General features: G+C 50.3%; 12 protein-coding genes. 11 read left to right on the top strand and 1 reads right to left on the bottom strand.

Going from position 1 to position 14,670, the window contains the following annotated elements; genetic code table 11:
- Window positions 1-94 precede the first annotated feature (94 nt).
- The gene (locus tag NST33_RS25350; RefSeq protein WP_339305532.1) at window positions 95-1,660 is read right to left on the bottom strand and encodes a M4 family metallopeptidase; all 1,566 of its coding nucleotides are present in this window, start codon (window positions 1,658-1,660) and stop codon (window positions 95-97) included.
- Between the two features lie 34 nt (window positions 1,661-1,694).
- Here NST33_RS25350 and NST33_RS25345 point away from each other — a divergent pair, with 34 nt between their 5' ends.
- The 11 genes from NST33_RS25345 (at window position 1,695) to NST33_RS25295 (ending at window position 14,662) form a co-directional block, all read left to right on the top strand.
- Window positions 1,695-1,994: a hypothetical protein gene (locus tag NST33_RS25345; protein WP_339305530.1), complete on the top strand. Its 300-nt coding sequence runs from the start codon at window positions 1,695-1,697 to the stop codon at window positions 1,992-1,994.
- A gap of 436 nt (window positions 1,995-2,430) precedes the next feature.
- Window positions 2,431-3,387: a glycosyltransferase gene (locus NST33_RS25340; protein ID WP_221820984.1), complete on the top strand. Its 957-nt coding sequence runs from the start codon at window positions 2,431-2,433 to the stop codon at window positions 3,385-3,387.
- Between the two features lie 41 nt (window positions 3,388-3,428).
- Window positions 3,429-4,541, top strand: a complete 1,113-nt coding sequence (locus tag NST33_RS25335; protein WP_221820982.1) for a glycosyltransferase family A protein — start codon at window positions 3,429-3,431, stop codon at window positions 4,539-4,541.
- Window positions 4,541-5,314: a glycosyltransferase family 2 protein gene (locus NST33_RS25330; RefSeq protein ID WP_221820979.1), complete on the top strand. Its 774-nt coding sequence runs from the start codon at window positions 4,541-4,543 to the stop codon at window positions 5,312-5,314. The genes NST33_RS25335 and NST33_RS25330 overlap by 1 nt, the downstream gene beginning before the upstream one ends.
- A complete protein-coding gene (locus NST33_RS25325) occupies window positions 5,311-6,042 on the top strand; it encodes a sugar phosphate nucleotidyltransferase (protein ID WP_133387054.1) in 732 nt (243 codons plus the stop codon). Before NST33_RS25330 ends, NST33_RS25325 begins: the two co-directional genes overlap by 4 nt.
- Window positions 6,043-6,749: 707 nt before the next feature.
- Window positions 6,750-7,589, top strand: a complete 840-nt coding sequence (locus tag NST33_RS25320) for a GT-D fold domain-containing glycosyltransferase (RefSeq protein ID WP_313771447.1) — start codon at window positions 6,750-6,752, stop codon at window positions 7,587-7,589.
- Window positions 7,590-7,655: 66 nt separating this feature from the next.
- A complete protein-coding gene (locus tag NST33_RS25315) occupies window positions 7,656-9,383 on the top strand; it encodes a glycosyltransferase family 2 protein (RefSeq protein ID WP_221820977.1) in 1,728 nt (575 codons plus the stop codon).
- A 346-nt stretch (window positions 9,384-9,729) separates the two neighbouring features.
- Window positions 9,730-10,683 (top strand): aminoglycoside phosphotransferase family protein, encoded by a 954-nt coding sequence (locus tag NST33_RS25310; RefSeq protein WP_221820975.1) that lies wholly within the window; start codon window positions 9,730-9,732, stop codon window positions 10,681-10,683.
- 217 nt (window positions 10,684-10,900) lie between these two features.
- Window positions 10,901-11,179, top strand: a complete 279-nt coding sequence (locus tag NST33_RS25305) for a glutaredoxin family protein (RefSeq protein ID WP_221820974.1) — start codon at window positions 10,901-10,903, stop codon at window positions 11,177-11,179.
- Between the two features lie 322 nt (window positions 11,180-11,501).
- The gene (locus NST33_RS25300; RefSeq protein ID WP_221820972.1) at window positions 11,502-12,845 is read left to right on the top strand and encodes an LLM class flavin-dependent oxidoreductase; all 1,344 of its coding nucleotides are present in this window, start codon (window positions 11,502-11,504) and stop codon (window positions 12,843-12,845) included.
- Window positions 12,846-13,018: 173 nt separating this feature from the next.
- On the top strand, window positions 13,019-14,662 hold the full coding sequence (locus tag NST33_RS25295; protein WP_221820969.1) for an ABC transporter substrate-binding protein: 1,644 nt from the start codon (window positions 13,019-13,021) through the stop codon (window positions 14,660-14,662).
- Window positions 14,663-14,670: the final 8 nt, after the last annotated feature.

Below are 14,670 nucleotides of genomic sequence, written 5' to 3'. Positions count from 1 at the left end.
TAAGCTTAATCCGTTCGGACGGTGAGGGGTGTCTGAACGTTTTGTTACCATTATGATGAGTACATTATAAGTTCAACCACAATAAAATAAGATTTTACAGGCCTACAGCTTGATACGCTTTGGTAATGGCAGTAGCTTCAGCGGAAGTTGCTCCGTACAGATCTTTGGCTGCTTGAATGGTAGCTGTTTTGGCAGCGGCAAATTTGGACGTTGGTGTCAGGTAGTTCACCAGTGTGCTGTAGAAAATCTGGATCGCTTTATCCCGACCGATTCCGGTAACAGTCACACCATTATGTGTTCCGCCTTGAGCAGCAAGGAAATAGGCTTTATTGATGATACCACTGTTGATATGGACACCGCCGTTGTCCTGTGAGCCTGTGTAGCGATCGCTGTATTTGTCAGGTTGACCGTACAATGTAGGGTTGGAGAGGGAGCGCAGCGCATCTCCTGGAGTGTTAGGTGTGTAGATATCATCACCGAGCAGCCAGTTTTTGCTTTGGATCGTATTACCGAAAATATCGGCAAAAGCTTCATTGAGTGCACCTGGTTCATTGCGATATTCCAGATTGGCTGTATATTCAATGACACCATGCGTCAATTCATGACCCACAACATCAAGGTCACCAGACAGGGATCGGAACGTCGTTCCATCTCCGTCACCAAAGACAATCTGTGCCCCGTTCCAGAAGGCGTTATTGTAATTGGAGCCGTAGTGCACGGTTGATCTGATCAACAATCCGTTACCATTAATACCGTTACGGTTGAATTTGGTTTTGTAGAAATCATACGTAGCAGCAGCATGAGCATGAGCATCTACACCTGCACGATCGGTCCATACATTATCCGAATCCGTGAGCAAGCTACCAGGCAGTGAGGAGCCATTGTTCGCCGTGTACGTTTGGATGCCATTGCCGCGAGTGGTGTCTTTCAGTTGGAAGGTGCTGCCGGATTGGGTGGTTGTCAGGGTTTTGGTATCTCCAAGCACACCTGTACCTGTTCCAGTGGCAAAGTTAATGAGGTCAAACTGGGATACGATACTGCCATCCACTGCGTTAATGAAATATTTGGTCCGTAGAGGGGCAGGTTCCAGTACGTTTACTTCCGTAATGTAAACCAGATACGTCTGACCATCTTCTTCATGATGGTAGATGTTCAATTCAGCTTGAGGTGTGATTTCCGCTGCACCAAGCTCTCCGATCCGGGAGGTTGCTTCTTCGGTTGCAATACGGATCGCGTCTTCTCCGCTGATCTCGGCTACACCATCATTCGGAATGGCCTGCTCTTCAATCGGTGGAAGATCGCCAAGTGCGGAGCTCACGGCTCCGGTTTTATCCAGGTGGACTGTCTGTTCGGCACCATAAACCGGGATACCTTTAATATACTGTTTCAGGCGGAAGTGTCTTACGCCTGATGTGTCTGTGTTTCTTTTGACAATTTTGAGCTGGGATTTCACATCGGAATTCAGGAATTGTTCCTGCTGTCCAAGATAATTAAAGATGGTATCATCTGTTCCACTGTTCAATGGAATACCCTCCTCAGAGGCATAAGGGGCCTGAAGTGGAATGGATTGATCAGACACTGGAGCTGCAGTAGCAGAGGATACGGAAGCGAGCAAAAGAGCTCCTCCAAGAATTGTTGGCATAACTTTGGCGAATTTCATAGTAAACTCTCCCATTCTTATACTTATTTTTTGGTTGGAAAATGTTCATGCCAGTCTCGGTTGGAATTCCGTCTGCAACTTGGGCAGCGCGGAGCGTGGGGCTAGACCTGAAGCGTGGAATGAGACAAGAAACGATTGGAACAAAATCGGCTTGGCCTTAGCTCGGGAAGTGTTAGGCACGACACCAAACAAAAAGGATAACCGTTTATTCAGTTCAACCCGAAGGTTTAATCGTCTATTGTGTTCCTCTTTCAGCAAAGCCGGGGGTTGTCCAATTGCGCAGGTAGAAGATACGTTCACGGAAAACTGGGGTGTTCAATCCGGGTTTGCGTAAATGACAAATGCAGTGTGTTCTGAACGGCATCACTCCTCTCAAGAGTAAAATGTATCTGCTTAACAGGTTCTGTGAATGAGGTCATCATCTAATCAACCTAAGGTCAATAAATTGATTTAAAAAATATAGGGGAACTTATGTTCACCATAAGGTTATTTTTGTAAATAAAACTGCTTGGAACGTATATTATCACAATGTAAAACTTTGGAAAAGATACAATTTTAGATTTTTGTTAAAATTGTGTCTGAAGTAGGGGAGAGGTAGCGTTTTCCACATATTTTGACGTATTTTGTCTAAAAGCAAGGCCTGTACCCTCGTGTTCACAGGGAGAACCTGCTTAGTGCAAGGACAAACGCCGTTTCCACTGCTCCACGAATACATAGAATAACGTGTACTCCCTTGGCATGCCGATGATCGAATGCGGGAGGTGAAACTGTTGCGTAAAACCCGTGCCACAGCACGTTATGCAAGTCGATCCAATGTGACACGAAGAAAAACAGTACTGAAGAAACGAAAATGGAAGTCTGGACACAAAAAGGGTACAAAGGCCTATACGTTCGTTATTCCATCCAAACAGCTGATGTCACAGGCTGAGGATGGAGTAGAGAATGGAGCGGAAAATGGCATGAGTGATGCTCCTTCACACAGGGATGTTTCTCGGCGACCGATGCTCTCGGTCATTATTCCTGCCATGAATGAGGAGAAAAGGATTGGTGCAGTTGTCCGTGAAGCGCGGAGGATATGCCGTGATGCTGAAGTGCTGGTCGTTGTGAATGGTTCAACAGACGGTACGGCTAACGCAGCCAAACGGGCTGGAGCACGAGTGCTCACATATGCAGAAGCGCTGGGGCATGATGGAGGACGAAAAGTAGGCGCGGCAGCGGCCTATGGTCAGGTGTTGCTATTTACTGATGCAGATATCGCAATTCCCGCAGAGCACCTTGCGCCTTACGTGAAGGCTGTGCTGAAGGGAACGGATGTGGCGCTTAACGACTACCATGGGCCGGTCACTCATCATCCCGTTCATCCGGTAGTGGAGGCCAAACACATGTTGAACAGCATACTCGCAAGATCCGATCTCCGGGGGGCATCCATGACAGCTATTCCACATGCAATAAGCCGAAAAGGACTTGAGGTCATGGGCATATCCTCACTGGAAGTTCCGCCACTCGCACAAGCCAAGGCCGTGATCGGTGGTCTTCGGGTACGCGCTGTTCATCACGTACCTGTGGGTAGAATGAATGCAGTTCGAAACAAGAAGCGAAGCGGACCTGATCCGCTAAGTCAAGTGGTACTGAATGATCATATGGCAGCGATCAAGTGGATTACGGATACGCTCGGTCCCCGCGGAGGTTATACCGATCTGAAACGTGTTCGCAACCTGGCGAGGTAAGCATGTCGCATCGGATGATGCAGCATGCTGGAGGTGAGGAAATGAAGGGACGTTCAGGGGTTGTCCGCCGCAGGCGGACAACAAATAGACAAACGACAGCAGAAAGAACAGTAATGAACAAGCGTCTTAGGAACAAGAAGCATGTAGATATTCAAAAAAAAAGAAGAAGCCGAGCAAAGTCGGGCCAAGTAGATCTGCACTTGATGTGGAAAGCGGGGCAAGTTGCAGGAAGCGAGGCAAAGGCGAACAACACAGTATCAGAAAAACACGCACGTCTCGAATGGAATGCACACGCGGCGAACGTTGCGGAGCTAAGCAATTTCGAGCTAGCTCTGAAGGCAGGTAAGGCATTTATGCAGGGTTATGCTCAGGCCTCGGGACATTCATTCCAGATCGTGCCGCTACCTCTTCGTCATTCGGCTGCTGCCATTGTCTGTGCCTGTAATGAAGAACACACACTGGGGCAGGTGTTATTGCAACTCAAGCGGTTGCCTCTGACGGATATTATTGTGGTACTGAATGGAACGACAGATGACAGTTTGAAGCAGGTACTAAGGCAGTCGGGACTTACAGTAATCTATGAACCTGATCGGGCAGGACATGATGTCGGCAGGGCACTTGGAGCCAAGATGACGGATGCGGAGACGGTACTTTTTGTGGATGGAGATATGGTCGTCTCGGCTGAACAGCTTGCACCCTTTCTGTTCGCAGTTGATCGGGGACAGGATGTGGCGTTGAATAATCTGACGTCTTTGCTTCCTGCGTTTGCAGGGCAGGATGAGGTAAGCCGGATCAAAGCATATCTGAACCGAACATTAGGCAGGGCAGATCTGGGTTCCAATTCCATGACAGCCGTGCCCCATGCATTGTCTCGTCGTATGATTCAGACCGTGAAACCAGCATCACTGGCCGTTCCACCTAAGGCACAAAGTCTAGCTATTCAGCATGGAATGAACGTCTCGGCACCAAGTCAGGTGGATGTTATTCGTTCCAATCGGTTGCGTCCTGGTAACACGGGAAGTGGGAATGACGTCGCCAAATTGATCATCGGAGATCATCTGGAGGCACTGGCTACATTGCTGGGTACAGGTTGGAATCCAGCCCAGGCACATACACTCTCCCGTGTAGAAGTGGCTTACAGGAGGAACGCCTAATGACACTGACGAGTATGATTATCCCAACGTACAATGGTCTGGATCTGATCAGGCCCTGCATCGATGCCATACGTCAATACTCGGGCGATCCTGCGTCATATGAAATTATCGTGGTAGATAACGGTTCGACGGATGGAACGGCTGAATATTGTGCGCTGGAGCGAATTCGATTTGTAAGGTTCCCGGACAATCGGGGGTTTCCGGCAGCGTGTAACGCTGGACTTCGTGCAGCCTGCGGGGATGAGCTGTTGCTGTTGAACAATGATGTTACGGTCACGCCCCGTTGGCTGGAGAACCTGCGAACGGCGCTGTACAGTGACGCAAGCATTGGGATCACGGGTCCTGTTACGAATTATGCAAGCGGCATCCAGCAGATTGAATTGGCGTTTCGGGACATGGAACATTTTCAGGAGTTGGCCCATTCCAATAATGTTGCGGATTCTTCAAGGTGGAGGGAAGTACGTCGGATTGTCGGTCTGTGCATGCTGATGAAACGAGATGTCGTGGAATCGGTTGGACTGCTTGACGAGGCATATTCTCCGGGACACTATGAGGATGACGATTATTGTTATAGAGCAAGATTGCAGGGATATCGCCTGCTGGTATGTGGAGATGTTCTCGTGCATCATCAGGGAAGTGCCAGCTTCCAGAAGACAGATCCGGTAGCATGGAAACAGCTGCTTGAGCGTAATCGTTCGATTTTTATGAACAAATGGCATGTCGATCCGCTTGAATATATGGACATATCCGATGAAGGAGGGAACGTGGAATGAAAGGTGTAATTCTTGCCGGCGGAACAGGAACTAGACTGTATCCGCTGACCCGGCTCATTAACAAACATCTGCTTCCAGTCGGTAAACATCCGATGATTATGTATGGCATCGACAGGCTCCGCCAGGCAGGCATTGATGAACTATTGATTGTGATCAACAAACATTCCGCCGGGTTATATACAGAGTATCTTGGTGGCGGAGCGGATCATGGGGTGAAGTTGACTTATCGCATTCAGGAAAAGGCAGGCGGGATTGCGGAAGCATTGGACCTGGCAACTTCCTTTATTCTTCCTGGCGAAAAATTCGTTGTGCTTCTCGGTGATAATCTCTTCAGCGATGATCTGAAGCCTTATGTGGACCGTTACATGCAGCAACCTGCTGGTACAGCGCGAGTTCTGCTCAAAGAGGTGGATGATGCACGACGTTACGGGGTGCCTGTTTTTGATCCAAAGCATCCAGAGCGAATCTCATACATTGAGGAGAAGCCAAGCCAGCCGAAAACCTCTTATTGTGTGACGGGCATATACATGTATGATGATCATGTATTTAACCTGATTCGCAACATTGCGCCGTCTGCGCGCGGAGAACTTGAAATTACGGATGTGAATAATCACTACGCATCTGCTGGCGGACTGGAATACGACATTTTGCAGAAATACTGGAGTGATGCAGGTACATTTGATTCGCTCCAGGAAGCAGCTGTCCGTATGAAAGGACAATTGCCCTAAAATATATGCGACTGATGCTGCCGCTGTGCGGTGCCCCATGGGAGCAGAACACTCTGCGCCGGAGCTGGAAGGATGCTCCGGCGCTTTGCGCAGCGACAATCCTCGTGCATGCCAAAGGAGGGAATGGCGTGAGAGTAGTGACACGCACCGGGGCCGCTAGGGTCTCCGTGTCGGGTAAACCCCGGGGCATCCACCCGGCCGTATTTATGGGCAGTGGCACTCCGGCAGCAGCAGGTACAGGGTCTGCTGGAGTCAAAGGTCTGAAGTCAGGGAAACGTAGTACCCTGACCAAAGCGGGTACATCTGCCGGCGCAGCGCATAAGGCTGCTGCAAGGAAAGCGAGCAGCACAGGCAGTGTTGTTGGCAGAGCAGGCAAAGCTGGCTCTGCGCGCGCGAGCAAAGCGGCAAGAGCCAGCCGCACCGGCAAAGGCAAAGCCGGCCTGCGCCGGGCCACTGCTGGGCGCAGGCATGCATCAGCGCAGGGCCGGCGTGCCGCTGCCCGCGCCAAGCAGCGCACGGCGATGCGCCGTGCGCCCTTGCCAGCACCGCAAGCCAGCACGCCACAGGCGATGCCTGCCAGCGGTGCTGGCTCCGCCCCGCGCCAGGCGACACACCCGAAGGGTGTCGCCCCCGCGGGGCGGGGAGGCGCTGCCGGCGCGAATGCGGGCAGCGCGAAGGGCTTGCCGCCTCCGCCTGCGGAGCACGCAGTGCAGGCTGAGGCCGTGCCCGGCGGCTACGCCGAGGGCTACCGCGACGGCGTATTCGCCGGCGGGGAGGCGCTGGTGGCGCAGCACATCCCGCCGGATCACATTCTGCCTGCCGTGGCGGCGGCAGATCTGATCGCGGCGGGATTCCGCCAATACGCGCCCAGCCTGGCCCGGCTGTCCAGCCCTCATGAGATGGCTGGACACATCACGGCGGCGCTGGATGCGCAGCGCCCCTTGTCTGTCGTTCGCCTCGGAGATGGCGAACTGCTCACGCTGGCAGCCGATACGGTGCTGCCAGGCCAGGAAGTGCAGGAGCTGGCACCGTTTCTGCCCTATGCAGGGGTGCCATGCTCAACCCCCGACATCCGCGCGATGCTTGCGGAAGCCATACAGGCCGCCGACTGGGTTGGCGTGCCGATCTCGCGGGCGCCGACCTTCCAGGGGCTGTTATTCCCGGTATTACGCCACTTCGGGATCGACTGGTCCCGGCTGAAATTGACCAGTTCCACGATCAATTACAGTCTGCATCAGTCCGGCCTGGTGTTGCCCCTGCTGCAAGGACGGCGGGTTCTGCTCATAGGCAGCCAGGCACCAGAGCTTGCGGCACTGCTGCATAGCCGAGGGATTCATGTCACAGGCATCATTGGTTCTGTGGCAGGAGTTATGGATATTCCGAGGGTGATGCAGCAAACCGCAGAACATGCTTTTGATATCGCTTTGGTGGCGGCGGGAATTCCGGCGGTCATTCTGTGTTGGCGAATTGCAGGTGAACTCGGCAAGGTCGCTCTGGATTTTGGACATTTGGCTGACAAACTGGTAACAGGAGAGCTTCAACTCTAGTGGACCGTCCGGAGGCTGGTCATGTGCGTGTTAGCCTCACGGACAAGTGGAAATGGAGGGAGCAACATGAGCACACCCGATCAACAGCGCGGGGAAGGACGTCATGGTCGTTACAACAAGGTTAATGCTCGAAACGTCGTCTGTCGAAAGGGTCATAGTCATCTGAACATCATTCCAAATATCAGCACTCACAGTGACAAGAGCCGCAGTGAAAACAACCGGAATGGCAGCATAAGCAGCGAAAAAAAAGCAAACCGATGTACCACACAGCACGATGTCTCGCGACCTGACATGGCAGTCCTGCATGCAGCAGGTCGTCGCTCAATACGGAAATCCAGACGTAAAGGCAAAGGCAGGCGCACAGCCAAAGGCGCCAGACTCTACAAACAGGGGTATACCAGAGGATACAACGAAGGTGTTCGCCAGGGACAGAGCTCGTTTGGGCTTGTTTTTGAAGGAGTTAGCATCATTATCCCCACGTACAATCAGCGAGACTATGTGCTGAAATGTGTGTCCAGTATCGAAAAGCATACCCCTGCCCCCTTCGAGATCATTGTTGTGGATAATGCCTCCAAGGATGGAACTGCCGAGGCCATGCTCCGCAAAGGCGGCATGGTGAGGGTGGCTGCCCTGGATCAGAACCGGGGGTTTGCCGGAGGTGTCAATCATGGGCTGATGATGGCGAGAGGACGACATATCATCGTGCTGAACAACGATACGCTCGTTACTCCAGGCTGGCTGGATAACATGATGACTTGTCTTGCCAGTGATCCGAAGATTGGTGTGGTGGGTCCGGTGACCAACTATATTGGCGGGGATCAGCAGATTGAGGTTCCGTACCGTGAGGTAGAAGAGATGTGGTCTTTTGCCACCACACATAATCGTCCGGATGCAGACAAACATCGAATAACCGATCGCCTGGTCGGATTCTGCTGGCTGTTCTCACGGGAGCTGCTGGAACGGGTAGGTTATCTGGACGAAGGGTACGCGGTGGGCAATTTCGAAGATGATGACTGGATCATCCGGGTGAAGCTGGCAGGATACCAGCTTGCGGTAGCCGGGGATGCTTTTATCCACCACTTCGGAAGTGTCAGTATGAAAGCCTTGGGTGAGCAGGACTTTGCTGTAGTGAATAAGGATAACGAGCAGTTTTATAGCCAAAAGTGGGGAGATCCTCATGCGCTGGTTGCCGAAACCTCTCGCTTGGCTAGACAACTAACCTCTGGTACCCCATCCGGTCAACAAGAGGATGGTGACACAACCCCAATGGATCCGCGTCAGCGAATCTCAACGCAGGGCAGCCAAGATCCAGCATTACAGTTCAGACACAGTTATGTCTTCTACCCGGAAGGTTCGTTTCTGTCCGATGCCAAAGGAGATGTCTATACTCTAACTGGCGGTCGGCGGCGTAAGCTGAACATCCCTGTACCTCGTGGAATATCTCCTGTTCAGGTTGTCAAACCGGATCTGCTCGCCATTCCTGCCGGAGAAGCACTGATATCAGCGGGGGACGTGCAAGGATGGCCGAGGGAATCACAACAGGTGCATACGACAGCGGTTCATGGTTCTCACAATGGATGGGCAGAAGGAAGTATTGTTGCCGCAGTGGATGCACCCGAGATTCGATATCAGATCAGCGGAGACAAGCGGAGACGATTTGTATCGGTCTATGCCGCAGAACGCTGGGGTGTACGTTCCGGGCATATTGTCAGCGTGTCTGCGGACCAACTGAATGCGATGGAAGAAGGCTGGCCCATTATCGCCCCACCTCAGCTCTTGAACCCAGATCTGTAATGTCAGGCAATCTAGTTATGCGAATCAGCAGCATGATGCGGAATGGAAAATGTAGCGGTGTCCTGTGTAATCGCTCTGATTCATTCCGCATCCGAATATTACATATGAGATGGTAACTATATAATTTGAACTAAAGATTATTTATACTGACACTACGATGACAGAATAACCTTCCAATCGCTGTTATCCCCAGATTTTTTCGATTCCCCTTTCTCAAGGGAAAATCCGGGGATAAAGGCGAACGCTTCGCTTTTTCAGGTTTTTTCTGTCCTCTCCGTTATCGTATAAATGATTAGTTCAACTTATATAGACCACTTAAAGTAAAGCGATTGAGGGAGGAAGCGGGATGAAGAATTCTGTAGTCAGACAAGCCGAACAGATTGCCAGTGATTTTTTGCTGGAAAAAGTAACATGCTCACATCATATCATCGGTAAAGGTTTTGTTAATCAGGTCTGCCTAGTGGAGACGGCAAGTCATAAAGTGGTTGTACGCATGAACGATCCAGATACATATTCTACCTTTGTGAAAGAAAAATGGTGCATCGAACAAGCGGCGAGTGCCAGTATTCCTGGGCCAGAGACATTGTCCGTTGGGGTCAACGCTGAACATGCCTATATGATTCAAACGGTTGTGGAAGGGGATAACGGGTTGGACACGACAGTGCCCACGTCTGTGATTTGGAGGAAACTCGGTGAGTACACACAACGTATGCAATCCATCCCGGTGGCAGGTTTCGGAAGGGAAATGCATGATCCCGTACAAAACCAATTTTACTCTCCTCCTCATGCAGGATCAGATGGCAGTTGGCAAGGATATGTGCAATACAATATCAATAGTCTCACGGAGCAAGATTCATTGATTGAGCTTGGTGTCATTACGATGAAGGAATCACAGCTCGTAAGGCAATGGTTCGAACAATTGAAATTGCAAAAGTTCCGCTTTGGTTTATGCCATGGCGATCTCTCCTTGAAGAATACAATCGTAAGTTCAACGGGTGAGATTACCCTTCTGGACTGGGGGAATGCGGAGGTCACCGTCGTGCCGTATGGCGATATCATTCAACTCATGCAATGCCAGCTACGGGGTGAAGGTCCTGACAAGGAAGAATTGAAAGCGTTTTTAGAAGGATATGGGACAGGCACACAAGAGCAAGAGCGCGAACTGAATCAAGCGAGCCGTGTGTTGTTATTGAAAGCTTTTGATACCCTGAGGTGGGCTATAGATCGAAGTCCGGATCAGATCGAGTTCTACACTGATTTAGCAAAACAAGCTTTTAACCAGGTTAGGAGGGGCCAATAGCGATTCAATCCTGTAAAATAAGCCATCTTTCAAATTTATAATTTAATCTTTCTATTTGGTTATAGGTTTATTCTATTAGCAGATCCATTGACGCAGGTAGGGCACAGGAGTACATTTAGAGCCATAATTCTTATTTAACAGATGGGAATTGAAGGTCTAGGGCGTTCATATTCAATCGCCCAGATCTTGATCTTAAAACTAATCAGGAGGTATGTCGATGTCATCATCAACCAAAAAAGTCGTGCTGTGGAGCAAAACAGGCTGTCATTTCTGCGGGGAAGTGAAAGCATTTCTGAAAGAGCGAAACCAGCCTTTTGAGAACATTGAAGTGCAGGGCAATGACGTGCTGCGTGATGTGCTTGAAGCAAAATATGGTATTCGGCATGTACCCGTCATTGAAGTGGGAGGGGACGGCAAGTTTGAAGCCTTGCTGGAACCTGATCTGGAGAAGCTGGCTGAACTTCTGGCACGAGCGGACGAAGCGGCAGCAGTCTAACGGGAGTTGATATATACCTTTGGAGCAAGCCGTTCCGGCTGCTGCATGATGCAAGATCGCATTTGTACAGCAGCTGGAACGTTCAAAAGCTATGGCTCACTTGGGATGTAAATGGTCATATTTACATCTTCAATGTTCATATAGAAAAAATCTATTAGTCGCGCTGTTGACCCTTTTACGGGGCAGTGATAAGATTTGTGAAATTAAAACAAACCAAACTCATAGGAATAGTTAACTTTTAAGTTATTTTGCATACGTAATCAGTTCAGTTGGCCCTTGATCATTCTTTTGAAGATTCTAATCCAAGGAAGGCGGAGTGCATATGACAGCGAAACGCAGTTTGAAATTTGGAGCCATTATTCATGGGGTTGGAGGAAGCAACACCACATGGAGACACCCGGAGGTTCTGTCGGATGCCAGCGTTAACTTTGGATTCTACAAACGTCAGGCACTGAAAGCGGAGGAAGGCAAGTTTGATCTGGTCTTTATCGCAGACGGTCTGTATATTACCGAGAAATCCATTCCGCATTTCCTGAATCGCTTCGAGCCAATCAGTATCCTCTCCGCTTTGGCTGCCGTTACTTCACGTATTGGACTGGTGGGTACCCTCTCGACATCCTATAGTGATCCGTTCACCGTAGCCAGACAGTTCGGTTCCCTCGATCAGATCAGTGATGGCCGTGCAGGCTGGAACGTCGTGACTTCTCCGCTGGAAGGTACAGCGAAGAACTATAGCAAGAGCAGTCACCCTTCACATCCGGAACGTTATCGCATTGCCGCGGAATATTTACAGGTAACCAAAGGGTTGTGGGACTCTTGGGAAGATGATGCCTTTGTAAGAGACAAAGAGAGCGGTGTATTCTTCGACCCATCCAAACTGCACACGCTTAATCATGAAGGAGAATTCTTCTCCGTACAGGGGCCGCTCAACATTGCCCGTTCACGGCAAGGACAGCCGGTGATTTTCCAGGCAGGTTCATCGGAAGATGGCAAAACGCTGGCGGCGCAAGAAGCGGATGCTGTCTTTACCGGACACGATACGATTGAAGATGCACAGGCATTCTATAAGGATGTCAAAACACGTGCGGCTTCCTATGGACGTTCTGCACAGGATATTGTTATTCTGCCAGGCATCAATCCTATTGTTGGACGGACGGAAGAGGAAGCTGAACAGAAATATCAGGAGATCGCGAGCCTGGTTACCATTGATAAAGCGCTGGATTATCTGGGACGTTTCTTCGAACACCATGATTTCTCCCAATATCCGCTGGATGAACCGTTCCCGGAGCTGAATGGCATTGGAAGCAACAGTTTCCGCAGTGGAACCGACAAGATCAAGAAGGATGCCAAAGAGCAGGGATTGACCTTGCGTGAAGTGGCTCTGCGGGCAGCAACACCGCGCAGCAAATTCCTGGGAACACCGGAGCAGGTCGCTGACAAGATTCAGAAATGGTTTGAGACGGAAGCAGCGGATGGTTTCATTATTGCTTCGGAACTGCCGAGTGGATTGTCTGATTTTGTGGAACTCGTTGTGCCGATTCTGCAAGAACGCGGCCTGTATCGTACGGACTATGAACACGATACATTGCGAGGTAACCTTGGGGTACAGATTCCGGTTAACCGTTATACGGCTGCGAAGAAGCAAGTTGTATCTGATTTGGCATAACTGATAGGGAGCGAACGAGCATCTGATGTTGTCTGGCTGTTTTCTCCAACCGGTAATGAAATCAATTACTACGTTTTGTACTACTTTAAAACCGACTTAACTCATAGGATATATAGAGTATTGGGTATAAACATCAATTAAATGACACCTGTATACACAGAGGGGGAAGCGATATGAACAGGTCTATCTCATGGATGAAATATATGGCATTGGCAGCAGTATTGGTGATGGTATTATCCGGTTGCGGATCGGCGGGAGGCAGCACGAACAGTACGGCACAGGCATCAGGCGGGGGGCAGGCCGGGCAAGCCGAAGGAGGTAACCTGACTTTTGCACTTGCAACTTCACCGGATACACTGGACCCTCATCGCAGTGGGCTTGCTGTAACTGTACGCGCCATCCGAACGATCTACGACAATCTGGTCGTGCAGCTGCCGGATGGTTCCATCAAACCGTGGCTTGCCACGGAATGGAGCGTATCCGAGGACGGCAAGAGTTATACATTCAAGCTGCGTGAAGGCGTGAAGTTCCATGATGGTACACCGTTTAATGCGGAAGCCGTGAAATACAATCTGGACCGGGTGATTGATCCGGCCACCAAAGCTGCCAATTCCCTTGCCCTGATTAGACCGTATAGCTCCTCCGAAGTTATTGATGAATATACCATCAAGGTAAATCTGGAATCACCATCGCAAGCCTTTCTTGGCAACTTGAGCCAGGCACTGCTGGGGATCGTATCCCCTACAGCTGCCCAAAAATATGGCGACCAGCTGGGTAAAAATCCGGTGGGCACAGGTCCGTATACCTTTGTGAAATGGGATGAAAATGCGGATATCGTCGTTGCCAAAAACAAGGATTACAACTGGGGGCCTGAGACGGTTGAAAATAAAGCTGCACCACATGTGGATACGATCACATTCAAAATTGTACCGGAAGAAGCAACGCGGATCGGAAGTGTACAGAGTAGTCAGGTACTCGCTGCCGAGACGGTTCCACCGCAAAATGTTGCTGCATTGAAAAACGATCCGAACCAGCAACTGTTGCAGGCCAACACAGTTGGGTTACCATACACACTCTTTTTCAATCTGCGCAAAGCGCCTTGGGATGATGTGAAAGTAAGGCAGGCGGTACAATCCGCCGTAGATGTGGAATCGATTGTCAAAACATTGTATCTGGGCAACTACGAACGTGCGTGGTCCGCACTGTCTCCTGGAATCCTGGGTTATAATGCATCGCTGGAAGGAAGCATCAACCCGGACATTAACAAAGCCAATCAGCTGCTGGACGAACAAGGCTGGGTGAAAGGCGCTGATGGTATTCGTGCCAAAGACGGGCAGAAGCTGACCCTGCGGTATGTTGATGGTTCGCCCAATCGGGAGAAACGCAATGACATTGCCGCCATTATCCAACAACAGTTGAAACAGATTGGCATTGCCGTTGAAGTCGAGATTACAAAAGATATCGCAACAGTCATTTATCAGAACTGGGATTATGATCTCTATGGCAACAGTCAGGTCAATTCTGATCCTAATGCCTTGTACGCTTTCTATCATACGAGTGCAGAGGGCGAGCGTCCGACATTGTCCGGTTTGTCTGATCCAAAGATCGATGAACTGTTAGAGCAGGGAGCGGTCGAGACAGATCCCGATAAACGTGTCGAGATCTACAATCAGATCCAGCAATACCTGATTGAGCAAGCGGTAATTTTGCCGATCTATGTATTCCCGTATACCGTCGCAGCATCGAAAAAGGTCGAAGGCATCAAGTTTGATTCATTGGGGTATCCACTCTTTAACGACGTCCGCATTCAGCCCTAACATGAACG

Source organism: Paenibacillus sp. FSL L8-0435 (genome assembly GCF_037965655.1).
Classification (GTDB): Bacteria; Bacillota; Bacilli; order Paenibacillales; family Paenibacillaceae; genus Paenibacillus.
Note: the sequence above shows the minus strand (reverse complement) of the source record. Positions and strands in the feature narration are given on the sequence as shown.

Bases quoted from the DNA above. Each gene is read 5' to 3' on its own strand.
- NST33_RS25350 (WP_339305532.1), bottom strand. From the start codon at position 1,660: ATGAAATTCGCCAAAGTTATGCCAACAATTCTTGGAGGAGCTCTTTTG.
- NST33_RS25335 (WP_221820982.1), top strand. From the start codon at position 3,429: ATGAAGGGACGTTCAGGGGTTGTCCGCCGCAGGCGGACAACAAATAGA.
- NST33_RS25330 (WP_221820979.1), top strand. From the start codon at position 4,541: ATGACACTGACGAGTATGATTATCCCAACGTACAATGGTCTGGATCTG.
- NST33_RS25325 (WP_133387054.1), top strand. From the start codon at position 5,311: ATGAAAGGTGTAATTCTTGCCGGCGGAACAGGAACTAGACTGTATCCG.
- NST33_RS25315 (WP_221820977.1), top strand. From the start codon at position 7,656: ATGAGCACACCCGATCAACAGCGCGGGGAAGGACGTCATGGTCGTTAC.
- NST33_RS25310 (WP_221820975.1), top strand. From the start codon at position 9,730: ATGAAGAATTCTGTAGTCAGACAAGCCGAACAGATTGCCAGTGATTTT.
- NST33_RS25305 (WP_221820974.1), top strand. From the start codon at position 10,901: ATGTCATCATCAACCAAAAAAGTCGTGCTGTGGAGCAAAACAGGCTGT.
- NST33_RS25300 (WP_221820972.1), top strand. From the start codon at position 11,502: ATGACAGCGAAACGCAGTTTGAAATTTGGAGCCATTATTCATGGGGTT.
- NST33_RS25295 (WP_221820969.1), top strand. From the start codon at position 13,019: ATGAACAGGTCTATCTCATGGATGAAATATATGGCATTGGCAGCAGTA.